Annotated in this window: 20 protein-coding genes; 11 read left to right on the top strand and 9 right to left on the bottom strand. The window is 51.8% G+C overall.

Features of this window, described 5'->3' with window-relative positions; genetic code table 11:
• Positions 1-648: 648 nt before the first annotated feature.
• A complete protein-coding gene (locus ACMHLQ_RS01630; protein WP_415400790.1) occupies positions 649-957 on the top strand; it encodes a hypothetical protein in 309 nt (102 codons plus the stop codon).
• Between the two features lie 71 nt (positions 958-1,028).
• On the opposite strand, the gene ACMHLQ_RS01625 is transcribed toward ACMHLQ_RS01630, so the two are convergent.
• From ACMHLQ_RS01625 to ACMHLQ_RS01615, 3 genes are all read right to left on the bottom strand, one after another.
• On the bottom strand, positions 1,029-1,262 hold the full coding sequence (locus tag ACMHLQ_RS01625; protein ID WP_415400789.1) for a hypothetical protein: 234 nt from the start codon (positions 1,260-1,262) through the stop codon (positions 1,029-1,031).
• A 113-nt stretch (positions 1,263-1,375) separates the two neighbouring features.
• On the bottom strand, positions 1,376-4,393 hold the full coding sequence (locus tag ACMHLQ_RS01620; RefSeq protein WP_415400788.1) for a hypothetical protein: 3,018 nt from the start codon (positions 4,391-4,393) through the stop codon (positions 1,376-1,378).
• 1,151 nt (positions 4,394-5,544) lie between these two features.
• Entirely contained in the window at positions 5,545-5,736 is a 192-nt protein-coding gene (locus ACMHLQ_RS01615; RefSeq protein ID WP_415400787.1) for a hypothetical protein, read from the bottom strand.
• Positions 5,737-7,370: 1,634 nt separating this feature from the next.
• On the opposite strand from ACMHLQ_RS01615, the gene ACMHLQ_RS01610 reads away from it, so the two are divergent.
• From ACMHLQ_RS01610 to ACMHLQ_RS01585, 6 genes are all read left to right on the top strand, one after another.
• Positions 7,371-7,628, top strand: coding sequence for a hypothetical protein (locus ACMHLQ_RS01610; RefSeq protein ID WP_415400786.1), 258 nt, complete (start codon positions 7,371-7,373; stop codon positions 7,626-7,628).
• Positions 7,622-8,740 (top strand): sensor histidine kinase, encoded by a 1,119-nt coding sequence (locus ACMHLQ_RS01605; RefSeq protein ID WP_415401009.1) that lies wholly within the window; start codon positions 7,622-7,624, stop codon positions 8,738-8,740. Before ACMHLQ_RS01610 ends, ACMHLQ_RS01605 begins: the two co-directional genes overlap by 7 nt.
• A 17-nt stretch (positions 8,741-8,757) precedes the next feature.
• A complete protein-coding gene (locus tag ACMHLQ_RS01600; RefSeq protein WP_415400785.1) occupies positions 8,758-9,828 on the top strand; it encodes an isopenicillin N synthase family dioxygenase in 1,071 nt (356 codons plus the stop codon).
• A gap of 3 nt (positions 9,829-9,831) precedes the next feature.
• On the top strand, positions 9,832-10,485 hold the full coding sequence (locus ACMHLQ_RS01595) for a LysE family translocator (protein ID WP_415400784.1): 654 nt from the start codon (positions 9,832-9,834) through the stop codon (positions 10,483-10,485).
• A 164-nt stretch (positions 10,486-10,649) separates the two neighbouring features.
• On the top strand, positions 10,650-10,889 hold the full coding sequence (locus tag ACMHLQ_RS01590) for a hypothetical protein (protein ID WP_415400783.1): 240 nt from the start codon (positions 10,650-10,652) through the stop codon (positions 10,887-10,889).
• Between the two features lie 136 nt (positions 10,890-11,025).
• Entirely contained in the window at positions 11,026-11,277 is a 252-nt protein-coding gene (locus ACMHLQ_RS01585; RefSeq protein ID WP_415400782.1) for a hypothetical protein, read from the top strand.
• Positions 11,278-11,966: 689 nt separating this feature from the next.
• On the opposite strand, the gene ACMHLQ_RS01580 is transcribed toward ACMHLQ_RS01585, so the two are convergent.
• Both ACMHLQ_RS01580 and ACMHLQ_RS01575 read right to left on the bottom strand, forming a co-directional pair.
• Entirely contained in the window at positions 11,967-12,320 is a 354-nt protein-coding gene (locus tag ACMHLQ_RS01580) for a hypothetical protein (RefSeq protein ID WP_415400781.1), read from the bottom strand.
• Between the two features lie 295 nt (positions 12,321-12,615).
• Positions 12,616-14,109, bottom strand: coding sequence for an ATP-binding protein (locus tag ACMHLQ_RS01575; RefSeq protein ID WP_415400780.1), 1,494 nt, complete (start codon positions 14,107-14,109; stop codon positions 12,616-12,618).
• Between the two features lie 717 nt (positions 14,110-14,826).
• On the opposite strand from ACMHLQ_RS01575, the gene ACMHLQ_RS01570 reads away from it, so the two are divergent.
• The 3 genes from ACMHLQ_RS01570 to ACMHLQ_RS01560 all read left to right on the top strand — a co-directional run bounded on the left by ACMHLQ_RS01570 (position 14,827) and on the right by ACMHLQ_RS01560 (position 19,349).
• Positions 14,827-16,596, top strand: coding sequence for a putative bifunctional diguanylate cyclase/phosphodiesterase (locus ACMHLQ_RS01570; RefSeq protein ID WP_415400779.1), 1,770 nt, complete (start codon positions 14,827-14,829; stop codon positions 16,594-16,596).
• 767 nt (positions 16,597-17,363) lie between these two features.
• Positions 17,364-18,152 carry a hypothetical protein gene (locus tag ACMHLQ_RS01565; RefSeq protein ID WP_415400778.1) on the top strand — a complete coding sequence of 263 codons (789 nt, stop codon included), beginning with the start codon at positions 17,364-17,366 and terminating at the stop codon, positions 18,150-18,152.
• A 60-nt stretch (positions 18,153-18,212) separates the two neighbouring features.
• A complete protein-coding gene (locus tag ACMHLQ_RS01560) occupies positions 18,213-19,349 on the top strand; it encodes an MFS transporter (protein WP_415400777.1) in 1,137 nt (378 codons plus the stop codon).
• A 237-nt stretch (positions 19,350-19,586) separates the two neighbouring features.
• Here ACMHLQ_RS01560 and ACMHLQ_RS01555 read toward each other — a convergent pair whose 3' ends face one another.
• Entirely contained in the window at positions 19,587-20,519 is a 933-nt protein-coding gene (locus ACMHLQ_RS01555; protein WP_415400776.1) for a diguanylate cyclase, read from the bottom strand.
• A complete protein-coding gene (locus tag ACMHLQ_RS01550) occupies positions 20,516-21,322 on the bottom strand; it encodes an alpha/beta fold hydrolase (protein WP_415400775.1) in 807 nt (268 codons plus the stop codon). Before ACMHLQ_RS01550 ends, ACMHLQ_RS01555 begins: the two co-directional genes overlap by 4 nt.
• A 589-nt stretch (positions 21,323-21,911) precedes the next feature.
• Between ACMHLQ_RS01550 and ACMHLQ_RS01545 the strand changes: the two genes are divergently transcribed.
• Entirely contained in the window at positions 21,912-22,475 is a 564-nt protein-coding gene (locus tag ACMHLQ_RS01545; RefSeq protein WP_415400774.1) for a GNAT family N-acetyltransferase, read from the top strand.
• Positions 22,476-22,488: 13 nt separating this feature from the next.
• Here the strand turns inward: ACMHLQ_RS01545 and ACMHLQ_RS01540 are convergent, their stop codons facing one another.
• Positions 22,489-23,064 carry a methylated-DNA--[protein]-cysteine S-methyltransferase gene (locus ACMHLQ_RS01540; RefSeq protein WP_415400773.1) on the bottom strand — a complete coding sequence of 192 codons (576 nt, stop codon included), beginning with the start codon at positions 23,062-23,064 and terminating at the stop codon, positions 22,489-22,491.
• Positions 23,061-24,245: an MFS transporter gene (locus ACMHLQ_RS01535; protein ID WP_415400772.1), complete on the bottom strand. Its 1,185-nt coding sequence runs from the start codon at positions 24,243-24,245 to the stop codon at positions 23,061-23,063. The genes ACMHLQ_RS01540 and ACMHLQ_RS01535 overlap by 4 nt, the downstream gene beginning before the upstream one ends.
• Positions 24,246-24,338: the final 93 nt, after the last annotated feature.

The following is a 24,338-nucleotide window of genomic DNA, read 5'->3' as shown; positions in this document are numbered from 1 at the left end:
GACTTTGACAGGCCGATTTACCGTTCCGAATGTATTTCAGAGTTGGTCCAAGTACAGTATCCAAGTGCGGAAGCGGATGTATTTGAGTTCAAAACTTGAACAGGCGGTTACGCCCATGGTGTGAAAACTGTTCCGCGTTCTAAAACGCATGTGACTATGCGGTGATCCGGGGCGCTTCAGGCGCTGGTAGCGCTCTTTAGTTCCTCACGGAAGACTTCGTCGACCTTCGTGAGGATTCCGACATTGTCCGCGGTCTGCAAAAACTCTCCAGGTGCAAGGATGCCGCGTGCTGAATGCGCCGACGCGGCTGTTGAAAGCCTGGATGTAGGCATTGTCTGTTGGTTCTCCAGGCTGTGGGAAGTCCAGATCGACTTTGCTTACGTCCGTTGACAACTGCACCCGATCACTTGCCTTGACCTTTCTGTGGTTGTCGACATCTAGAGCAAGCCCTGAAGGTTGTTTGCTGCATCAGGCGGACGACGCGATGCGGACCAAAGGAATGACGTTCTTCAAGAAGACTGTGCCATACATGTCATTCACCGTGGCTTCGGTCCAAACGCGGATGGTAAGTAGGGTCGCTTTCGAGTGGGAGATTGCTTGGAGGAGCACTTGAAGTGGTATCAAAGCGGGACAAGCCCGACGTGCACTATGGAAATGAAGGCCGCCCATTTCCAGATTAACCAGCCATTAACCGACTCAGCCTTTGGTTGTTTGGTTACAGACCTAAGGGAATCGGAAATGCAAAGACACAACTGGCTCATTGAAGTATGTCAAGACCTCAAGGACTATGCTATGCACAATGACTTGGAACATCTGGAAGATCAGCTGCAGAGAGCGATCGGAGCCGCGAAACACGATCTGCTACTGGCGGCCCTTGATATCTCGCAAGAGCGCACGAGCAATGTGATTGTGCTTGAGCCCAGTATTGCAGTTTATCATGAGCAAGAGAGAGTTTGACCGAACTATGTTCAACACTGTCAGTGAAGATGGCGATCACTAGCTTTGGTTGGGTATGAATTTAACCTAGTCTACGCAGCTTCTGCTTTTGTAGGTTGGCTCTGTTCGGGTTTCGGTCCACTCTTGACCGTTGGCGATGCTCCCGAGAGGTGAGGCCGCCGGGACTCGAGTGGGGGGCGGCGATGAATGTGATCTTGGCGCCATGCCGCAATCCAATGGTATGCACCAAAAAAGGTCGGGAAGAAGAGCTCGTTCAGACAATCGTCCTGGAGCCGACCATTGAAACTCGCAACGAGAGCGTTCACTGTCGGCTTGCCCGGCGCGTTTGTCCAAAACAAAGATTGTGAAAATCAAACCCGCAGACTCTCGTTATGAATGAGGGATCAACGGGGGTAGGTCGTTTGACGACGGGGCATACTCAGAAGAAGTCAACGAAGTCCACAGCGCTTAGACCATGTATGCCATTTAATAAAATTGAACCAGCACCATCAAAGGACAGCATTGTTCCGTTGGCATTTTCTTGGAGTGTCATCAAGTTCTGTAGATCTTGCGAGATGTGCAGCTCGTCAATACCGGACTGAAATCCATGAATAGTGTCATGCCCGTCACCACTTTGATAGTAGATCGAAGCGCTGCCTGAGTTCGCCAGAATAAATTGATCATGACCGGCTCCACCGTAAAAACTGTTCGCCCCATCGAATACGTAGAACGTGTCATCCGCTGCTCCACCGTAAACGTCATTATTCAGACCACCATACACAAAGGCGATGTCCCGCCCACTTCCTCCATAAACTGTGTTGTTTGTTCCGGACCAAATCTCAAAAGTGTCACTGCCGCCCAAACCAAACACGTCCAAATTATCGACTTCAAGGACAAATCGATCGTTGAACGAAGTCGCTGAGATGATCTCAATGTCCGTGAACCAAACTTGAGCAGAGCCGGTTTCTGCAATTCCCTCGCGAGACCAAACGCTCACACTTTCAACGGCTTCTTCGAAGGACAACGTATCCCGGCCATTCCCGCCGTTCACCGAATCCTGGCCGCGACCTGAAACGATAGAATCGTTTCCATTGTCTCCCATTAACAAGTCTGAGCCTTCACCGCCTTGCAATGTATCATGCCAATCCCCACCCGATAGAGTGTCATTTCCAGATCCGCCCAAAAGAGAATCTCGGCCAAACGAGCCTTGAAGATCATCGTCTCCCTCGTTGCCAAAAAGAGTGTCGTCACCTCCCCAGCCACGCAAAGAGTCATTTCCTTGCCCCGCATCAACCGAGTCATGACCGTTACCTGAGTTTATGTAGTCGTCGCCGCCGCCTCCATGAACTGTATCGTCACCGTTGCCCGCCGAAATACTGTCATTTCCTTGATACATATGAACCAGGTCGTCCTCTCCTGTCCCGGCCAGTACATCTTCATTTTCAGTGCCACGTATCAATTGATAGTCGGGAATAGTATACACCAACTGCACAACTTCATATGGCAACAGTTCGAAGAGAAAGTTGTCCGGCCCGAACGTTTCACCATGATCAAGAACTTCAATGCTTGCTCTCACATCATGCTCGTTTATGACGTAGCTTTGTCCACGAACCATGATCTCCGTGCTCTGATCCCAAGATCGCGTTTTGTAGTTAAAGTGTCGTCCATCTGAGGACGCCGGGTCGTACCCTACTCTGATCGCAGAAACGAGCATAGCATTTGTAAAGTATGCGCCGAGGCTATAACCGACTGTCTCGACGTCTTCTGTCCGGGAGGAGACGTAGACAACAACCTTGTCATCGCTCGCGTACACAATGGGGAGGATATCCCCATTTGCACTGGTATGACCGGATGGCAAGTACTCGGTTCCAGGCAGGTTGGATGACATCATGCTGAAGATCGCGCCCCCGACACTGTTCACCACGATACCGGTCACAGGATCAAGTAACACATCGCCGGATCCAGCAAGGTCACTTGAGGTGTTCAAATGCGGGGGCCAAAGATACGCCTCGTCGGCGCCAAGATCAACAATATGACTGAAGTGAGCAACGATGCTTGAAGCCGCCCTAATACCCAATTGATCCAGATTGGTCGATCTCACATTCCATTCGGTAATGTTCAATGTCGGGTTGTTACCGAGGACAGTGCTCCAAATTGCAAAATCGAGACTGATCATTTGATCATTTGCGTCTGCAACTTCAATCTTGACATCACCTCCACGCAAGTAGAAATGCTCTACAACGCCATCAATCTCAGCCCGTGCTTCTGCGGATAACTGCTTTAGTATCGTTTCGTTTGCTTCAACTGTTCTTGTGATCCATCCTCGATCATCGTTCCGCGCATGAAATTCACTTTCCCAACCACCTGCATCACCCATTTGAACCCAAATAGGTTTGTCGTTTCCTGTTTCCTTAAGGGCTGCAGCGATTTCCAGCACTGAATCATTTGCCACGATCCCATAAGAAGTTTCAGTTTGATGATTCCAATACTCATTTCCGACTTCAAAAGCGTGAACTACATCAGAGTAGTCTCGAGTTAATAGGTAAGCAAATTGCCCAATATCGGCTGCAGTCGTGTAAGCATCATGCGTGGGAGTTACAATCAATACTTGGAAATTATTCGCACGCGCACTTTCGAGGTAGCTGATCAAGTGGTCCGGAAGGTATCCATCAACAATCACGCCGTCGGCGTAGGCAACATCAGGTTGTCCAGCCGGATATCTATGATAGTTAATATTGAGGTTCTCTGTCGCTTCGAGAAGATTTGGATCAGGGACACCGTTCTCCGTGTTACGTGTGTAAAGGACGTTTCCGCCGAAGTGCCGTTCTGTAACATGGCGGTCCGCATCGTCCACATAGCCTGCAAGTTCAACAAATCGCACATTTGGCGCGTCCGTCGCAATTGTTTGGGTTGAAGCAGGCAGCGTATCTGTAACTTTTACGCCACGCGACAAACTCGCAAATTCTACCTTGTCATGATCAGAGCTCTTCACAGCCTGTTCTGCACTCTCAGTCGCAGAAAGGCTCATGACTGCTGTTGTTTTAGATACTTCTACGCGCGTAAGGACACTTTCGTTTTCGACGTTGTAATTGCTCAAGTCGCCCCAATTGACGTCAAGGTCAAAATCGGATGTGGAAACTAACTCTCCAGAAACGCCCCCTATCGAAACCTCGTCCAAACTTGAAATATGAAAAGAAACAGATGCACTGGATAGCAGCACCGCCATATTGCAACAGTTGTAGTCGGCTTGCTCAATGATATCTTCCCAATTGCCGAGGTGAAAGTAAGGCAAATAGCCGCTTGGCTTCTCACTCACTGCGGGATCATGATCCATTGAGTCTTTCGCAGCAATTGTTGAACCACCATAATTTTGCATCCCAAATGATACATTTTCAATGTTTAGTGAACTGCTGACAAACTCATAGCTCACGCCGTTCTGAACATTTGGTTGTTTCATTCCAAGCACCTCTTTTCGATAGGGGTACAAGGTGTGAGCAAAATTTGCTATCAACGACTACGTAAAGGGAATGAAGTATTTTTTGTAACATCATTCGGGTGTAGAAATATTACCGCTTGGCCGCCACACTCTTGCCATATTGCGTTTGAACTGTGCAATTTGGCCATTCGACTCTTTACTTTAGTTTAGCACCTCGCCCAATTTTGAGACCAAACCTTAAAGTTTGTTTGTATTTGTACTGGTATTTACCCTTCAGATTGAAGCGAGCCGAGAACGGGCCTGCGTACAGCACTCGAGATCTTCCACCGCCTAGAAGCGTGTGACCCACATACGGTTAGGGGACGTCTGCGTCGGCTAGCTGTACAACAAAATTGACGTGCGTCGTTGGCGGGGGGGGGGGTGGTCTTGTAGGCAATTCCTACGTGACCGATGCCGACCACCCATATTGGTGGCGGCCAGCGTCTGTACTCATGGCAGTGGTGATTTTGAGTTGATAAGTTTAGTGACTGCTCTGTAGCTTCCTATCCGGTCTGAATTGAAACTTGGTTAACAAGGACGTTCGAAAGATATCAACGTTGCTGAACGGATGAGACACTCTGTTCCAGCTCGAAGGCAACTCTACTTGCCGCTTAAGAAAGCGCTGGATTTGGTTGGAACAGCGTTGACTCGGTTCTTCTCAAGGGCGGGAGACGAGGATGTGTTCTGAGCCACTACGCTGGCATCAAACGGCTGTGCGGTAAGTGAAGTGTTCGGCAGTCTGACTGTGCAAGTACATTGCTACTCAAACATCTTTTTGCACGAATCTTCTCATTCGGTATGAAGTATGACCATAATAGTACATAAATGGTACAAACAAATACATTACCGCCGATGCACTCGCATCTTGGGAATGCTCGGTTGGCTGAGGCAATAAGAAGTGCTGGCCGTGAACAGTTCTGTCAGAGTCGCCACTTTGAGTTTCCTTGGAGTTTGGTCGATGACTGTCTTCACCATGAGAACATTAGAACATAAACCCAAACAATGGATAGGGTCGATCATATCATTGCCTGATAGGTTAATAAAAGTGCGATAGAAAGGCGGGTGCGTGGCGCTAAAATTAAACTCTTTTGGACAATTGAGAGTCGCACAACGCGACTTTCAGTTTGCGATGCTCAACCTGAGTCTGCCGTAGCATGGTTGCAGTTAGGAAAATCGACTTCAAAATCACCTGATGCGCCTTGGCTTTTTTCTTTTGCTAAGCCAGCAACCTTCAACAGGGCAAAATATGTCTGAGTGAAGCCCTCCCTGCGGGCAGCCTCTGCAGCTACAAGCACATTTGTCTGGAAATCCAATTCATCATACATAACAAAGCTCCCAACTAAACATACGACTTGCGCGTCAATGGTTAACACGGGCTTAACGTAGATTGAGATTGCGTAAACATCGGCGAATACCCGCATAGAACCATGCCGCTTTGAGCGGATTGCTGCCTCCCACTGGGCGTGAAAGGCGCTTGGAATCGGCCTCGATTTAGACCGTGAATAAATTATGCAGCAGTTTTCGGTACGTGGGCGATGATCACTTGACCTCGTCGCTTGAGAGGCCGCTTTTGTAAGTTGGCGCTTTTGTCGGTGACCAACATGCAGGAAAAGACTTGCATCTCAACGGTCCGGTCCAACCGGCGAGTGAAGCAGATACCCGAGATTGATTTGTCCAGGACCGCCGACAGACATTCCAAGCGGAAGTCATTGATGAAACAGAGGACGCGGAGCCGGCGGCCATAGCTGAGTGCATCCGACACGAAGTCAAGGGAGCACCGTTGAAGAGGGGCTAGGCAGGGTGTTCGGGTACCGATCGTACGCTTACTCCCCCCGGGTTACGAACGGTTAACCTTTCTCCGCGATGGAACCGGCACAGTTTCTCGCAGTTCACTTCTCAGCCCTTGCGCTTCAGCTGGATGTGTAGTCGGCTTCAGACGAAGCGGCGAAGTACTGATGCCAGTTCCCTCATCTTGGCGCACAGCTCGGTGCGTGCCGGGCGTTTCTGCTATTGCCGATAGACCCGTGGATGGATCCCAGCACGCGCGAACGCATGACGTTGCGAGTAACTCTTCTCTCTCTGTCACGGCCGGTCCATCGTGTTTCTCCTCGAAACTGGCCTCAGAAGTTTCTTCTGTGCACCTCTCTCAGCGTGGCCACATCCATCATCTACTCGGCCGGCATCTTCTTGAGTTTCTCGGTCTCGGCCTCGGGCGCGTCCAATCGCTTCGCATAGGCCGTTGCCCTGTTTCCGCACTTTATTTGCGTCTTCAGATGTAAAAAGTTGTATAGGTGATCCCATGCTTACAGCCCAGATTGGGGGCGCGCAGGGTGGCGTGATACCCATTCAGAGTGCCATTTGTTTGCGCTACACTGAAACGGTTTCTCTAGATCGTCCTTCTCCTCGTTCGAACAACAGGCCAACCTCCAAAGGAGGAAGTTGTATTGGGTGAGTCAAATGTGCTCCAGTGATATCAAACGAAATCCGGCTTGCTTCAGTTTGCATCGCAAACAAAATTTTTCTGTCTCTTTTTTCTTCAGAAATATGCTAAGGTCATCCTCAATTGGTAGCTCAGACAGTACGGCAATCACATGCGCCTGCCATTTTCAGAAGTCTTGCTAGAAAAACGCCAAATTAGTGGCACACACAATGGGCTAGACACGCTCGTCCCAGAGACCTTGTCGGAGAAACGCCAGTTTATTGGTCCAATAACTTTGTTCTCAACACGCATTCCGGTAATCAGGTTGGACTCTTTGGAGCCACTTCCGGGACGTACTTGAAATCATTCGGCAACGGCAGCCCGTAAATTCAACCGAACATGGACTCCTTCCTGAAGTTCCTCCGTGTATGATTTCGTTCCAAACGCAGCCACAAACGTTCTGACAAGGCTGTTTTTAACCTGTTACTTGATAATGAAACAACTTAAAGTGGTGCGATGAGCAAGTGAGGGACGTCAAACATGCTGCAGCCAGTGCTTGCGGTGCCAAGCCAGAGAAATCGAGCCAGCGAAGCGCAGATGCTTCGGACGCTTAACACTTTTGCAGTTGATCTAATGTCGATCCCAAGCGTTGACGATCTGTACTGGTACGTCGCACAGAATGTGGTCGGTAAACTGGGTTTCATTGACTGCGTTATCTACCGGGCGGATGTTCAGCAAACTGAACTAACCCAGGCCGCGGCCTGGGGTGAAAAAATCCTTACGGTCGGAACATCATAAATCCACTGGTCATCCCATTCGGCCGCGGCATCACTGGGCAAGTAGCGCAAAGCCGCGATCCGATTGTCATTGACGATCTCCTAGAAGATAAAAACTACATTGCTGACACAGAACCGGCACGATCTGAAATTTGCGTACCATTGGTCTGTGGGGGCTGTATTGCAGGCGTGATTGACAGCGAACATCCGGAAATTGCGGCATTCGGCGACGAAGAGTTGGAGATATTAAGCACGGTTGCCGCAATGACCAGCGCAAAGCTGGAACTGCTGGCTGAAACAGACCGTTCCATGAGGCGCTACGAGAATCTTGTCATTGCCCACACACAGCTGACACAGGAAACTGGCAATCGAAAGGTACTTGAAGCCAAACTTTTTGAGGCCCGACAGATGGAAGCGATCGGACGGCTAACGGGCCGGTTCGCCCACGAATTCAACAATCTGCTGACAGTGATTTCCGGAAGTATCGAGCTGCTGGAACTTGAAGTTCTCCACGCAGGTTCGAAGGATAATTTACAGTTGGCAAAGACAGCCTCAACAAGGGGGGCTAAGTTAATTCGTGACATGATGGCATTCGCTCAGCGGACGCGGCTGGTGCCTGAAACTTTAGACCTCAACGTATTGGTTTCCAACTTTTGCCAGAATTGCGAACGGTCTCTTGCTCATCCGCCTGAGCGGTCGTTGGGCGTAGATCTCTGGCCAGTATCGGTAGATCCAGCGGCAGTGGATGACGTGCTGCAGGCCCTTGCCTTGAATGGGATCGAGGCGATGCCCGATGGGGGCCCGATTAAGATCGCGACAGAAAACTTCTTCCACACGCTTCCCGAGGCGCAGCTTTTCCCCTCAGAGCTGGTGCCTGGGCGCTATGTACGTCTTACCGTTTCTGACAGTGGAACAGGTATTGCTGCGGATTGTAAGGCACAGATATTCGATCCCTTCTTTACGACAAAGGCAGTTGGCAAAGGTACAGGCCTTGGTCTCTCCATGGTTCTGGGGGTGATGCGTCAATCGGGTGGAGCTGTCGCCGTTCAGAGCGAAGCGGGCAAAGGAACGACATTCCAGCTCTATTTTCCAGCCGCGCCCAACAGGACGGAATTGCAGTCCGAAAAACACTAGCCCGGGGACTGCCGTTTATGGAGGCTTTGAGAGCAGATCAGACGGAAGATTGTCGCGGCGCGTTGGAGCAACTACCGCTGATTAGCGTGGCTGGCGTGCGAACCGGGTCAAGACACAGGCTCGGTGAAATTGCGGACGCAATCGGGCAGGCATCGCGTGATATCGGTTTTTTCAGGGTTGTCGAGCATGGTATCGACTTGGCTCTGGTTGAAAGAACCTATCAAATGGCAGAGCGATTTTTTGCCCTGCAGGACAGTGTCAAACGGCGTTACTACATCGCTCTCAGCACCAATCACAGGGGTTATGTGCCGTTCACGGAAAAGGGCGATTACCCTGATGAGGTCAATCGCAGCTACGAAGCCTTCGATATTGGGTTAGATCTTCCAAGTGACGATCCAGATTACCTCGCGGGCAATCGGTTGCTGGGCCCCAATGTCTGGCCCGATGTCGTCGGATTCAAACAAACAGTATTGGACTATTACGGGCAGATCGCAGCACTTGGCCGGTTGATCACTTCTGCGCTTGAGATGCATCTGGGGCTTGCACCTGGCGCAATGACTGATCAGATGACCAAACCCATCTCGCAGTTGCGCATGCTCCACTATGTGCGCCAGAATTCTGGTATCGACGCCCAATCAGTGAACATGGGTGCGCATACCGATTACGAATGCCTGACGTTGCTGCATACCCGCAACCCGGGCCTTCAGGTCATGACAGCCGAAGATCGCTGGATCAACGTGCCGGCGGACCCCCACGTTTATGTGGTCAACATTGGCGACATGCTGGAAGCTTGGACCAACGGGCAGCTGCGCTCGACCCCACATCGGGTATTGAACCTCAGCCCTGAACGATTCTCAATGCCATATTTCATTGCTACGAACTATCATACGATGATCCAGCCTTTCCCCGAATTTCTCGGCGAAAGCGGGCAGACAAAATACGAGCCATTTTTGGCTGGCGCGCATTTGGAGCGAATGCTGGTGAGAGATTTTCCCTATTTGCAATCTCAACGGCCCACCAAACTAGCCAAGAACGGCGAGAGCGTGGAGAACCCTTTCGAGAAACGAATTTTCCGGAGTTCGAGTTGAGCCATGCCAAGTTTGGATGCGATGATTGCCGTGACTCTTGCGGGGCTGGCGCTAAGCGTGACGCCTGGCCCGTCAATGCTTTATGTATTGTCGAGAACTGTTGGGCAAAGCCGTGCTGCCGGTCTGGCCTCAGCTCTAGGCCTTTGTCTAGGCGGGGTTGTTCTGGCCGTCGCAACAGCGCTTGGTCTTGCGGCTGTATTTGAAGAATTTAGCTGGATGGTAACAGCACTGCGCTATGTCGGTTCGGCCTATCTGATCTGGCTTGGCTTCGACATGATCCGCAGCGCAAAGGCAGAGGTAGAGGTTATGCTTGACGTCGGAGTGGTACGGCATCAATCGTTTACGTCGATCATCTGGCAGGGCGTGATTGTCGAAGTTTTAAACCCAAAAACGGTTCTTTTCTTTGCGCTGTTTCTGCCACCCTTCATTAGCGCAAACGATCCACAAACCGTCGAAGTCGGTGTGACGATGCAACTCCTAGTTTTGGGGGCGTTGGTTCCGCTGACCGCAATTCCGTCCGATCTCGTTGTGGCCTATATGGGCGGCGCGATGACGAAAGCGATCAACCGTGAACGGCTAATGCGCGAGCGGATGGCCCTGGCAGGCGGTCTAGTTCTGATCGGGATCGCCTTAAATCTGCATCTGCGTGTTCTGTAGCGCGGATAGTCAGGTTGGAGCACACAAAGTGGCTATGCGCGGACGGTGCCGTGTCAAGCAATCGTTCGATCTTTGCGATCACTTGACCAACAACATGCCGGTTTACGCAGCGAACAACCGTTAGAGCTTTTGTTTTGAACGCTTGCAAGCCGGTCACGACCGAGATGATTTTCTATCATACACATGGTTGGCAGGAATCTGCTAGCACCACGGTCGTTGAAGTACGGCTTTGCAAGCTGAGGAAGAAGTCTTGCGATACTGGAGTTCAGAGTGAGTGCATACAAACGCGGCAGGGTGAACGTTACTCGATCACTGTTTTTTCCCAAACAAGCCGCTTAACTTCAAAGACCTTTTCGAAGGCAGTCGTGAACGTACGCAATGGGGACTTCAGGTGCTATTCTTGAATCAGATGCCGGGTATCGCATCTGAGCTCGCGACTGCAGAAACTCAAAAGCTGGCTGCATGTCCGCTAGTGGGATGTACCGGAGGCTTCACTCAGCAGGCTAGGCCTTTTCCTTTTCGGCGAGCCAAAGAAGTAGCATGAATAAGAAAGACTCTGATGAGCTGATTTTGATCGGCATCGAAAGTGGCAAATCCACATTCTATCTGGTGGGTTTCGATCTGTCTGGACAGCTCGTCTCGGGCAAACAGATCAAGCGACTGGCCTTGAGCAATGCCACTAAAACCAAGTGGCTGGCAGCTTTCGATTTGAAGGGAAGATTACCACTTCTCCAGTTTTGTGCTGACTTGATTCTTCTCGGTAAGAAGTCTTGCGCTTGCGTTCGGTGTTAAGTTCAGTACGCGCTACGCAGAAGACGTTGTCCAATGCGTCCGCAACCCGTTCCATTGCATGCTGGTTCGCCAACTCCTGCAAGTCTTGAATTGCAAGTAGAATCCATTCCCGATCACTCATTCCATCCCCCAGAGCTTCTTTGCTTAACATCCAAAATAGACCTAGCGCAGTCTTGCGAACGATTGTGTTGAGATCGGGTTAGACTGAATTCTGCAACCAATACAAACGGTTCGTTCGCTTCACGAATGTCGCCGTTCCTGGCGATTTTGTAGGCGGTTGTCTCTAGCTCTCTAATCAATAAGGATGTAGGCCAGTCTTCAACGTTTTTGAAGTATCTCTCGATCGTCAGCTTTCCTCGAGTTTGCAGGTCGAATTGATCCTTCATTGGCATCTCCACAACGACAGATGTAACGCAGCCTCGCTTAGACGAGGCACAGCACCCTTATAAGGGGAAAAATTCCACCTAAGCGCCAACAATCGTTGCGCTCGAACGTAGAAGTGACGCAGTCGCCTCTAAAGATCTATGGTGTGCGAAGTTGGATTGGCGCTTGTCTCGCAAAGGATGCCGGCTTTGAACAGCTGCCTGAACCGGACCTCACAGACACCCCGGCAATCTACGCTTTCCGCTGACCACCGCTTGACAGTTAAATCTAGTTTTCAGTTCCGACCGGTAACCGCCAATTTTACCTTACATTGATCCGCGGACGATGAAGAAGGTGTCTTTGAGGTCCTCCCAGTAGGTCAGCAAATCCGAACATTGCAACCCTTTTGACGAAGTCAATCCCATGACCGCAATATCAGCGGAAAGCGCTACCATCGTGCGGTACACCTCCAGGAGTTGATCTTGCTGAAACAATGATCCGTGCAACCATTCTTCCTCAAGTGCGGCTGACATCGAACTCAGCGCGAGTAAGAGATACTGCACCGAAAAAGTTGGATAAACTTGGCATGACTGCACAATGGCCATTCGCGCTGGCATCTGTTTTGCCAGAACGCTTTCTGCGAGGCTAACCTCGAGAAGTTCCCAATGCTCATAGTTCATACAAAAACGTTCGAAACGCCCCAACAGTTCTATGCCGTAGGGTATGTTTGAGTTCAAAGCAAATTGGGCAGTTAAAAAACTAGTCTAAGTTGTAAATGGCTATTGAGAATGCCCGCACTGTGCGCGTTTTGGCTTATCCGGGAGGGTTGATCGAACCAACGAGCGCAAGCAAGCTCAGGATACAGTTTTCGGGCAGCAGTTATCGATCCAAGAAGTGGGTAAGATTCCAAACATTGTCTGTGGCAAAAGGTACAACATGTTGTGAATTCCAGCCGGCCGTACTCTTAGTTCCGAGTCAAGACGCATAAAGCAGCCCTTCAACTTGGACCTGGAGGTCGGCAAGCTTGAGAGGCTTAGACAAAAATAGATCCGCTTGCGATAGCGCGGCTGTATCTGCGAATTTCTCGTTGGGCGCAAATCCGGACATGAGGATAAATCTCATATTCCTATGCTCGGTCTTGACCAATGCCAGGATATCATCGCCTTGCAGTTCGCCTGGGAGGTCAAAGTCACACAGCACAAGGTGAACAGTAGGATCGCTTGATAGGTAAGACGCAGCCTCATCTCCGCTCTCAAATGCTACGACATCGTAACCAAGCCTTTCCAGCATTAGACGCAAAATCCTTCGCATCTCACAGTTGTCTTCAACGAGTAAGATGCGGACGAAGCTGTCTCTAGGGGCGGCAGCAGAAGCTGGTTTCTTGGTCGGCGTGGAGCGATGAGACTGTTTGGTCGCGACGGGCAGGTACAACGTGGCCGTTGTGCCCTTACCTTCGACGCTCTCCAGATCGATACGTCCGTTCGATTGTTCTATGAAACCCTTTACCATGGGTAGTCCAAGACCCGATCCGCCTTCAGCGGACCTCGTGGAAAAAAACGGTTCAAAACACTGTATGACTGCTTCTTCGCTCATGCCCATCCCCGTATCATTTATTGAGATGAACGCATTCTTGGGCGGCTCCTGTCCCCTTCGCTTTAAACGGGTTTTTTCAAACCCGTATCTGATTGTCAGCGTGCCGCTATCTTCCATGGCTGCTCTTGCGTTAAGCGCAACATTTAGCAATGCGGATTGAAGAAGGTTTGGGTCAGCGTAAACTATAGGGCTTTCCCCGCTGTGGCGGGCATCCACTGCAACTGATGCTGGAAACACATTTCGACAAAATACTATGAATGTGTCGATCACCGCGTTCAGCGGCACCGCCTTCGGTATCAGCGCCTGTTGCTTACCCATCGTCAGCAGTTGTCGACTTAGCGACGCGCCGCCTTCCACTGCCTCATTTGCTGACTTGATTAGGGCCGCTCTTTCCCTCGGATCAAGCTCAAATTCCAGAAGATGTAAGTTGCCTGCGATGACACCAAGAACGTTATTGAAGTCGTGTGACACGCCACTTGCCACCCGCCCGATGGCGTCCAGTCTGTGGGCTTGTTCCAGCGCGCTCTTCGTTGAACTCAATTCTTGCCACTGGTTTTGTGCAGCAGAAAGCGCCAACCCGAAGTATGGACTAATACAGACAACGACAGCTGCAGCGCCGATAGAAACTGTAGACCAGCCTTCTTCAAGGACGATGAACACAGCGATAGCTGCAAAGGCCCATGCAATGGGCGCAACAACACAAGCCATGACCGGTCGAAAGGTCGCATGAAACACCATTATGTTGATCGTCGCTGAAACCAGCAGAGCAAGCGCAGCCATTTTGAAGACGTCACCTTCTAGACGCCAAACCAGCAAGACGATGATGTTGAACGCGACCGCTCTTAGAAAGAGGAGCGAGAGGACAACAAAATACAAGGAAGTGTTGCCAGCATCAGCGGCGCTGCGTGCAATTTTTTTTCGACTGTGAGTAGGATAGCGTACGCAGAGTATGCTGCGACGAACTCCAAGCGGCCAAACAAAAAATACGCGCCAAAGGTCGCGAACAGAAGCAGTCCAAGGTGAGTGTAAAACAGCAGACTTCCGATTGGCTCAGCATTGGCAATCGATGCAATTTGAGCATGTCTGGTAGTTTGCTTGTCCAATCTGAGTTACACGAACCTTGCGACAGTCGAAATTTTTCATAAACTAATCAGACAGTTGCATCTGTCGTCCAGAAAAAACCGAAGAGTATCTTTAAATTCAACCATCGCGATAGGATTGCTCTTAATGGCTCCAGTTCGGAACGGCCCAAACCAGACATTTCGCAAGGTTTGAAAGTACCGTGTAGAGTCACCCAATGCAGACCGCAATCAAAGGGTCAGATGATACCCATTCCTATTAAACTAGTAACAAAATCTCTATAAGTAACGCTGTATTAATAGGTTTTGTAGTCACCAACGGCGTTTCAATTTTTAGCGAAAGAGGCCTCTGAAAACCACGCCGGTTAACTGTTTCGAGTTTGGCTTTCAGTAAGATATCCAGACACAACAACAAGTGTGTTCGATGGTACCCACAGAAATACTCAACCAGATCAGCGATAGATGTACAGAAGGTCTCGCTCTGGCACTGGCATCGCCGGACGATGGAGCGATTATGGAACTCAAATGGTGCAACAAAGCGTTCACCAAGGTCACCGGCTATGATTCAATTGAAGCATTGGGGCAGCGTGGTACGATTCTTATCGGGTCCGACCTCGAACACGGCGTTCACCTTTTCATCATAGAGAAACTGATGAACTGGGAGAACTTTCAGACCGAAGCGATCAACAATCGCAAATGCGGGGAATCTTATTTTCAACGTATGAGTTGGACCCACTTGTCAGACCCTTCCACTGGTGATCGCTGGTGGCTGTGTTCGATAATTGATCTTGGGGACAGAAGGGAGGGCTCATCACGCGAACAACACCACATCGAACCAGTGCTACAGGTGCAGGAAGATACCAGTATCCTGTCGAAAGTTCATTCCCTGGAACTGGAAAATGCGCGTTTGCACAAACTGGCACAATCGGTTGCAAAGGATGCAAACGAAGACGCATTGACAGGGCTGTCCAATCGGCGGCACTTCGAGGTAGAGGTCAAAACTTGGATCAACAGGCTCAAGGAAGAAGATAGGGAGTTCGCTGTCCTTTATATTGACCTGGATCGGTTCAAATTCGTCAACGACACGCTTGGCCATGAGGCGGGTGACAACCTGCTTGTGACCGTCGCAGAAATTCTACGAGAGCTCACCGATGACGCAGATCTAGTGGCTCGGCTGGGTGGGGACGAGTTCGCGATTCTGCGGCCGTTGAGCTCAAGTGCTTTGGCAATCAGCAGCCTTGCTGATAGCATTGTTCAAAGAATGCAGGCTCCGTTTTTCTGCGAAGGCAAATCCACGTCTTGCAGTACCAGCATCGGCGTGGCCATTGCCAATGCAAGTGCAAAGGATCCCGAACGCATTGTCGCGTATGCCGATGAAGCGCTTTATCACGCAAAAGCACAGGGCAAGGGGCGGTGGTCATTCTTCACCGAGCAGATGCACGCACAGTCGATCGCAACCAAACAGCTGGCTTCGGATCTATTCGTAGCTTGTGACAAGCAAGAGTTTGTTCCTTACTTTCAGCCGCTTGTTGATGCGCGAACGGGTAAGGTGGCCTCCGCAGAGACGTTGGTTAGATGGGCGCATCCCACACGAGGTATCCTCCCACCCATAGAGTTTCTGGAGACCGCAGAAAATGTCGGGATTCTCAAAAAGGTCGATGAGATCGTCTTTGAAAGGTTAAAGTCGACTATGGCAAATTTTGACAAAGCGGACATCAATTTGCCACGAGTTGCCATAAATGTCTCCGCAGCCCGCCTTATGGACCCGACATTTATTCATGACATCAGAAGTTCGGGGATCGCGCCCAATCGGCTGACCATCGAGATCCTTGAGTCCGTCTATCTGGATCGGCTTGGCGATCTAGTCCGCTGGACGATTGACGAGCTTGATGAGATAGGCGTGACAATCGCACTGGATGATTTTGGGACCGGCCATGCCTCTGTCAGTGGATTACTTGAAATCAGGCCATCCATTTTAAAAATTGACCGCTCTTTCATCCAGCCGATCGTGGATGATTTGAGCAAACAACCGTTGGTTTCATCGATCGTAGGTATTGGCAAAAGTCTTGGAATGCGGATTGTTGCCGAAGGCGTTGAGACTGAAGCTCACGCGCGAGTAGTCAGTGAGTTAGGTTGCGACTATCTGCAGGGGTATTTCTTTGGGCGCCCCATGAGTGAAGAAGATCTAATGACCTTGTTGCGCAAGACAGACGGGCTGCTTTGGCCGCGAGCCCGGTCCTATGGGCTGGGCATGGAAGCTGATTATGGCGAGAAGGCGGGCTAGTCGGCATGTGCCCGTGGGTAATAGTGTCGATAAGAACGATTATGCTGCGGCAATGACCGCTAGATCGACTGCCCGGCTGAGCGCTTCAGTCTGGGACGCTCGAGGGGTTGCATCTCCGCAGACCTGCCGTCGTCCTGGGCCAACCTCGTACAGACACGCAATAAAAGCGCCGCTTTCCAATACGGTCGCGCAAGGCACCCATCTGCCGCCTGGACCTTCGACCGCTGTGCCCTTGAGTGCGTTGACCGCACCGGATGGTGGAAAGGAGATATGTATAAGCTGATCTATGTCGTTTTTTGAAGCCATGCCGCACCCATTCGCTTGGTGACTGTTTCCCAAGTTTTCTGGGCAGGAATAGGGCACGGCAAACGAGAACTCTGTAAAATCTTAGGTGACCGACAAGGCAGCTACATGGACGTGGTTTCCAAGTTTGTCGCTACCATACACCACAAAAAAACCAGTGTGGGAGAGACAATCTGCCCAACTAAAGAAGAGGTCACCTATAAATGTTGGGATATCTCCGTACCAGCATTGCGCCTTTTCGCGAGCAGGTCGAAAAACGATGGCCAACAAAATCTGGCACACACGAGGGATTTGAAGTCGAAGCTCAGGTTGGAAGCGGCGAACTCTAGAAAAAAATCATCCTTGCACTGCATTCTATTGCCGATCACTCGGCCAGCGCGCTCAAAGCAACACTTCGTTAACCAATCGGTGACTAAGGAGAAAAGGCGTTTGCTTTAGCTGAGTTGATAAGAGGGGGAAGGAACATGAGCATCAGACCAAACCGACTATTTCAAACAATGGCGCGCTTTGCAGGCGTTTTAAAAGAGCTTGAGGATGCTGGAATTCAGGTGGTCTTGGGTGATGACTTCATGGAGTATCGCCGCCACCGCGCGCAGCAGCCAGATCGCAGCCCTCTGTATCCAATGTTCGACGTACAAAGCTCGTACATCGACCACACCAATGGATTTTGGATCTGTGGGTTCGATCCGGACGGAGACCTGATCCATACGCAGGCGGTCCGTCTAGTGGACCTGAAGGGGCGCGCGCTTGCGGAGCACATGACGTTGCACCGCCACAAATACATCACGCCCGACTCTACACCCGACCCTGACAAAACGTCGTTTACGGGCCCTCGCGCACTCAACATAATTACTGGGAAAGTGGGATATCACGGCGATTTCTGGCTCCGCTCAAAGGGGCTGGCGGGCCCTCGCAGCCACGGTGCTACGGCCGTGCTGTCGCGCGTGCTGCTCGAAATCGCCGCGTTGGCGTGGAACCCGTCCTATATGTTCGCTTTAGTTCCCAAGGACCTCGCGGCAAAGGGCGCACACCTACGCTATGGGTACATTCACTGCGAGCCTGGGCGCTGGATCGGACCAGATCAACAGATCACAGACGAAGATCACCTGATCTGGATGCACGCTGATGACATGGCTGTCTTGTTGGATGAAGCGCCGCCCAGGGTCAACGCTCGAAACCCTCCTGTCTCCTCGAGCAATACGACCGCTTCAGAGCAAGATATTTGCGTTGTTGAGGCAGCGGTGAACGTCTGAAGCAAAACAATGTCAGTCCCTTCATCAAAAACGGTGCACACTACCGCCGACACAGCAAAGTTGGCGACGCGCGTCGCAATCCTGGGGCCCGTTTCGGCCCAGATCGCGTTCGTTATAGAACTCACATTGGTGCCGGTGCTGTTGCCATCGATCCAAGCGGATCTTGAGCTTTCGCTTCTGGAAATAGCCTTGATTTTCAACGCCTACAGCATCGCGATGGCTGTGGGTATTGTCGCCTGTGCAACAGGGGGTGACAGGTTCAAGTCGCTAAAGATATTCGGCTTGGGTGTGGCACTTTTTCTAGCGGGTTCGGTATTCATTTACGCAGCAACCGACAATTCAGCATTGATCATGGGTCGGGTGTGCCAAGGCTTGGGCGCCGGCATGTTTTCGCCTTTAATACCAGTTCTTCTAACGCAAGCCGCCCCGAACAGACCGGGACGAACACTCATTCTGTGGGGCAGCACCGCAGGGTACATCGCAGCCTTTGCGCCCCTGGCCTATGGGACGGTCCTGACCGAAGCGAATTGGAACCTCGCATTCCTTTTCATCGCACTTGTAGCTGGTTTGTCCCTAGTCTTGGTCGCTATGCCACAAGCGACCGGCATGGTCACGTCTTCGGAAAACGCTGCGACAAACTATAGCGCAATTTTTAGGTCGAAGGAGCTATGGTTGACGTTCGCATATGTCTTCGCGACCTATGGTGCGATTACGTATTTTCTTTTTCGCGTCCCGCTCTGGCTGACTGAGATCGGAAAGAACACCGCCAGTATCGGCGTAGTCTTGTCTGTGCTCTGGCTGTCTTTTTCAATCCTGAGCGCGCTGCTGCGCAACATGGTCGATAACCATCACCTTCGGCTTATCATGGTGTCTGCACCAATATTGATCGCACTTGGCTTGATTTTTGCCTTAAGCACTAACATACTTCTGCTGATCTTATCAGCGTGTCTAGTCGGATGTGGACTGGCTTGCAGCAACGCACCTTCGACACAAATGGTTCTACGTTTTGCCCCCAAGGGCCTATCCGCTCTCGCGACGTGCATTGATATCAGTGCGGCGCGTTTGGGTGGTATAGTTATGGTAACAGCGCTTGCTGAGATCGGTCTGAGTACTTCTGTTGGAGTGATTTCTGTCTCTAGTTTACTTGCAGCAGCTTGTGCTCATATCGTTGCCGACCCTAATGTGAAACCGCGATAAGACCGGCGCTCCTTTCACTAAGCGGGCGAAATAAAGTGAGTTAGTCGTGTTATTTCATTGATGGCTTTGCATCCATCAGCAAGTTGTTTCCTAAACGGTTAGCAAATTTCACCTAGAGTATGAGTCGAAAGGCAGTTTCACTCGCAAAGCCTTGCCTCCTTTGCAACGGCCGCGAAGGTCCGCTCTACCGCCAAGTGGTGGAAGGCCATGACCGCTTTGGGCTAATAAAGGACGCAGCTAAGCCACGTTGGCTTGATAAGACAAGCGGACCGTTCCACCCACAACCGTCTTGTTCTTTCCCGTGGCTTTTGCTTTGAACAAAGCCTTGTCCGCTTTGCCAAGAAGCTCGACAAATGGTGGTCCAAAACGCCCCATTCGAGCTGCAATGCCAATACTTACAGTAATCGGAATTGTGTCTTTCAGCGCCGCTTTCACAGCACCGTGCACTCGATTGGCAAATGCCATTGCACCGTGGATGGCCTCGGATTTCAGAACAAAGACAAACTCTTCTCCGCCATACCTTGCCACCAATTCTGACGCACGACAGGTCGCAGCCAAACTGGCCCCGATTTTGCGCAATACATCATCACCAAAGTTGTGACCGTAAGTGTCGTTGATCTTTTTGAAGTCATCGACATCCAGCAGCAAAACCGTGATGGCCTCGCCTGTTCTGGAGGCGCCATCGAACATCTTCTCTACATGTTCCGTCAGGGCGCGGCGGTTCATCAACCCGGTCAATTCGTCTGTTGTGGAGAGTAACTTCAATTGGCGCGCCTGATCTTCGAGCTGGCTTCGCGCTTCGACCAATTCCTGGTAGAGTTTGTCGCGGTTTTCAGCAGAAAATATGCCCCAGACAACAGCGTCTTCTAATCCTTTCAAATTGGCGATCACGGGGGTGCGCGTGCCGTCAGGAGAAACGAAAGTCAGTTGCACGTCGTTGCACTTACCGTCTTTGATCAACATCGGATAGATGTAGCTTTCACAAAACAGGTGTGATGCACGGGACATGAGGCCCTCGATGCGCTTGCCCGCTACCTGCTCGACATCCCAACCAAACTCGTCGGCGATGTATCGGTTAGCCGACAGTATGCACCGCGTTTCATCAACGACGATGCACCCGCATGCAAGGTCATCCAGACCAAAGTTTTTTGGGCACACCGGCTTGGTCATGTGGAAACAAACTCAATGATCCCATGATCGACTTGATCCGGGTGTGTCATATGCAGGCAATGGCCTTCTGCTTCAATAATTTGAAGCTTGGATTCGGGAATGGCGTCTCGCACAAATTCTCCGACCGAGACCGCTGCGAGGGCATCACTGCTGCTTTGCAAGATCAAGGTCGGGTGAATGGCCTTGGGCAATATGTGCCGCATGTCCGAGAAAAAGGTTGCCCGTGCAAACGCCTTGGCAACGACTGGGTCGGTCGAACAAAAACTTTCAGAGAGTTCTTTCGTCATTTCCGGTGAGCTGGTTGTGCCCATCACCAGCGGCGCGAGGTAGTCCGCCCAACCAATGTAGTTTTTGTCCATAAGGTTGATGAGCTCTTCGAGATCTGCATGTTCAAATCCGCCGTGGTAGTCAGGCGGGACATTGAGAAAGCAGGGGGACGGACAGACCATAACGAGCTTTGAAAAGTGTTCCGGGGCTCTGATCGCAGCGATAAGACCGATCATCGAGCTCACGGAGTGACCGACAAGCGTCACGTCTTTCAGGTCCAGTGCTTGGCAGATGTCCACAACGTCCGTGGCGTAGCCTTCCAGAGAGCCGTAGCGCTCTTTGTCGAAAGCGGAAACATCCGAACTTCCTGACCCAACGTAGTCGAACAGGACAATCCTGTATTGCTGACTGAGTTTTGGAAGCACGAACCGCCACATGTTTTGGTCGCATCCAAAGCCGTGCGCCAACAACAAAGTCTGCTGCTTTGAGCCAATGACGCTGACGTTGTTGCGTCTCAAGATGTCTTCGGGTGTCATGATGTGGCCTGACTTTCTTGCGAGGGCAAACAACAGTCATGTTTGCCAATGAGTTCAAGCCAGTGGCTTAACACTTGAGTGTTCTTCCATCGACACCGTCAAAACCCAAGTTAACCATTGGTCAATGAAGGTTAACAAATTGTTAATGCGACCGCGTGCCAAAGAAATTGAGTTACGCAAGTGGAACGCCGACATTTGCAATCCTGCAGCGAAATGGTGCTTTAGTCCGCCCTGCGGGCACCTAACCTGCGTGATCCAATGTCTCCTTTGGGCTGCGACCGACGTTCGCACGATGTGAAGCCAAGGTCAGCATCGAGCCCATTCTGTGAATTCAATATTTTCGCTGCGCGTGCACGCGGCATGAAAATCGCTGCAAGTGCTCGGTTACGGACGCTGCTGTGCGGCGGCGAAACCGGTCATTCATTCCAGATGCAGCACAAGTCATGCGAGCAAGGATCAAGTCGCGGACAAACTTGCTGTTCGAGTTGTCAATATGAATGACCGCTTTCGCGCTGTCGGACGGCGAATCCTCCTAGCCTTGACGTTATGTGCGCACCGCACATAATAGCTCATCGAAGATGAGGACTCCATGATCGAATACAAAACCAAACCACTCGACGAGAGCACCTGGGACGACTTTGCGCGCCTCGTCGAAGACAACAACGGCGTGTGGGGTGGCTGCTGGTGCATGTGGTACCACGGCAAAGAGAATGCCGACGCCTCGGTTGAAGAAAAACGCGCTTTAAAGGAAGCCCGCGTTAAAGCGGGCGAGGCGCACGCTGCCCTCGTTTTTCATGACGACACATGTGTCGGATGGTGTCAGTTCGGATCGCCATTAGAGCTTCCCCGCATCCACAACGCGCGAGCCTACCAAAAAGAGAACCCCGCGTTGCCTGACTGGCGCATCACCTGCTTCTTCTCTGGCAAAGGACATCGCGGCGGTGGCGTCGCCTCCGCTGCTCTTGCGGGAGCCATTGCACAAATCAAAGCGCTCGGCGGCGGACGCGTTGAGGGCTACCCCGAAGACATTGAGGGACGGAAAGCAACGCCTGCGTTTCTCTTCAACGGCGCGCTGCACATGTTCGACAGGTTGGGGTTCGAGCGGTCTCGCAAGATCGGCAAGCACAAATGGGTTGTCACGCTCGACCTGTAGCAATCGGTTGCGTTTACGCCTTCAACGAGAGCGGTAAGTCTCCGAACAAACCCGGCGCGCCACCAATCTGTGCCCCTTCGATTTCGAGCATTTTGAGCTTCAACTGCACGCCGCCCGGCGCCGAAAAACCGGTCAGCTTCCCACCAGCACCCAACACGCGGTGGCAAGGAACAATGATCGGAAGTGGATTGTGGCCCAAAGCTTGTCCGACTTCCCTCGCTCGCTGCTTCTCGCCGATCTCTTCCGCGATCTCGCCATAGGTCGACGTTTCCCCCGGAGCCAGGTTTCGTGTGACCACGTAGACCTTGGCTGCGAAGGGATCGACGCCTTCAAAACCACACGCGATGAATGAAAGGTCTGTCCGATCCCCTTCGAGAAGTCCGGTCATGGCCGTGATCGCTTGTTGAACTGGCTCCGGCGGGACACGCTCTTGTGCCTTTCGCCGTTCGGCGAAGAAACGCGCGGTTGCTGCAGGACGGGCATCCGGCAGGCGCGACGCGACCACCAGGTCGCCGCGCCACGCAACACCGCATGTCCCAACGAGTGTTGCAATGAGTGCGAATTGCGTGGCGGGTGACATGTTGGTCATCCATTCCCTTCTTTGGGCGGCTGAGGCAGTCGCCAGAAAGCGAATGTTGCGAGAGCGATAATGGTACTGACAAGCAAAAGCGCTGCGCGCGACGGTTTGATGCCCAAGTCCGAGGCGAGTGCCCCCGCCACCCCGCTGAGCCATTGCATCGCCGCGACACCCCCAAACATCGCCATCGTGAAGACACTGAGCGCTCTACCGGTCATGTCCACAGGGTAGGATGATCGCACGTCCGCGTATTGCATTGTCACATAGCCGCCGGACAGGCCTGTGAAGACCGCAAGCGCCACGTCAATCTGCACACCCCAGCCTATCGCCAGAAATGCGAACTGGACGACATAGGCTGCGCTGAACCAGATGATGATGCGTCGGCGGCGGGGCGGGCCTGGATCGATCCGCCCGAAAAGGTAAGGTCCAAGGATGACAGCAAATGAGATCGCCAAAGCGACGTTTCCAACGTCGATGAGCGACAGTGCGTATCGATCTGTTAGGAGCGGGCCAATCCAAAGTCCACGCAACGCCATGAAAGCCGCATAAGTGGTCGCACCGAGGCAGCAGATCCCAAGCGTGTGGGGTTGTGCAATCACGGTACCAAGACCGCGAAGCTCAGCGCTAATCGTCTGATCCTGTCCCTGCGTTCGATTTGGGTCCTGTTCCAGAAACCAGAACACGGCCAGCCAGCTCAAAGTCGCCAAGCCCGTGAGAACACCAAATCCGACGCGCCAGGACCAGTTCTCAATAATCCAAGCGAGCGGCGTGGCCGTCAGAAGCATGCCCACGCCTCCCGTCGCAAGGATGATGCCTGAGAGCGCCGCGAATTTCTCAGGCGGGTAGCGTCTTGAGATGAGAACCATCGCTGCGAGAAGCGCGAGAGCGCAACCGATCCCAAGTAGGCATTGTCCAAGGATCAGCATGTCCACGCGATGTGCCATCGCAGAGATCACGCCGCCGAGAAGCGCGATCACAAATGCAACGAGAACGGTGCTCTTTGGACCATATCGGTCGAGCGCAACACCAACGGCCGGTTGAGCGAAAGCAAAGGCCAGATGAAACGACCCCGCAACAGCCCCGAGAGCCTGTGCCGACGCATTGAACTCGGCGGCCAGCGGCTCTGCGGAAACGCCAATGACCGTGCGAAAGGCGTGGCTCAGGATGAAAACAAAGACCAGGGCCGCCAACATTAAAGGCACGCTTTTCTCAGCAGGCGACGAAACACTATCAGGTTGCATTCCGCGCGCTCCAAGAAACCGCCCGGGAGACCAGATTGGCGACGG

It is taken from the genome of Tateyamaria algicola, from assembly GCF_047715485.1.
Lineage (GTDB): Bacteria > Pseudomonadota > Alphaproteobacteria > Rhodobacterales > Rhodobacteraceae > Tateyamaria.
The sequence above is the reverse complement of the archived record's forward strand: the minus strand, read 5'-3'. Positions and strand labels throughout refer to the sequence as shown.

Bases quoted from the DNA above. Each gene is read 5' to 3' on its own strand.
- ACMHLQ_RS01630 (WP_415400790.1), top strand. From the start codon at position 649: ATGGAAATGAAGGCCGCCCATTTCCAGATTAACCAGCCATTAACCGAC.
- ACMHLQ_RS01620 (WP_415400788.1), bottom strand. From the start codon at position 4,393: ATGAAACAACCAAATGTTCAGAACGGCGTGAGCTATGAGTTTGTCAGC.
- ACMHLQ_RS01615 (WP_415400787.1), bottom strand. From the start codon at position 5,736: ATGTATGATGAATTGGATTTCCAGACAAATGTGCTTGTAGCTGCAGAG.
- ACMHLQ_RS01610 (WP_415400786.1), top strand. From the start codon at position 7,371: ATGCTGCAGCCAGTGCTTGCGGTGCCAAGCCAGAGAAATCGAGCCAGC.
- ACMHLQ_RS01600 (WP_415400785.1), top strand. From the start codon at position 8,758: ATGGAGGCTTTGAGAGCAGATCAGACGGAAGATTGTCGCGGCGCGTTG.
- ACMHLQ_RS01595 (WP_415400784.1), top strand. From the start codon at position 9,832: ATGCCAAGTTTGGATGCGATGATTGCCGTGACTCTTGCGGGGCTGGCG.
- ACMHLQ_RS01590 (WP_415400783.1), top strand. From the start codon at position 10,650: ATGATTTTCTATCATACACATGGTTGGCAGGAATCTGCTAGCACCACG.
- ACMHLQ_RS01585 (WP_415400782.1), top strand. From the start codon at position 11,026: ATGAATAAGAAAGACTCTGATGAGCTGATTTTGATCGGCATCGAAAGT.
- ACMHLQ_RS01580 (WP_415400781.1), bottom strand. From the start codon at position 12,320: ATGAACTATGAGCATTGGGAACTTCTCGAGGTTAGCCTCGCAGAAAGC.
- ACMHLQ_RS01570 (WP_415400779.1), top strand. From the start codon at position 14,827: ATGGAACTCAAATGGTGCAACAAAGCGTTCACCAAGGTCACCGGCTAT.
- ACMHLQ_RS01565 (WP_415400778.1), top strand. From the start codon at position 17,364: ATGAGCATCAGACCAAACCGACTATTTCAAACAATGGCGCGCTTTGCA.
- ACMHLQ_RS01555 (WP_415400776.1), bottom strand. From the start codon at position 20,519: ATGACCAAGCCGGTGTGCCCAAAAAACTTTGGTCTGGATGACCTTGCA.
- ACMHLQ_RS01550 (WP_415400775.1), bottom strand. From the start codon at position 21,322: ATGACACCCGAAGACATCTTGAGACGCAACAACGTCAGCGTCATTGGC.
- ACMHLQ_RS01545 (WP_415400774.1), top strand. From the start codon at position 21,912: ATGATCGAATACAAAACCAAACCACTCGACGAGAGCACCTGGGACGAC.
- ACMHLQ_RS01540 (WP_415400773.1), bottom strand. From the start codon at position 23,064: ATGACCAACATGTCACCCGCCACGCAATTCGCACTCATTGCAACACTC.
- ACMHLQ_RS01535 (WP_415400772.1), bottom strand. From the start codon at position 24,245: ATGTTGGCGGCCCTGGTCTTTGTTTTCATCCTGAGCCACGCCTTTCGC.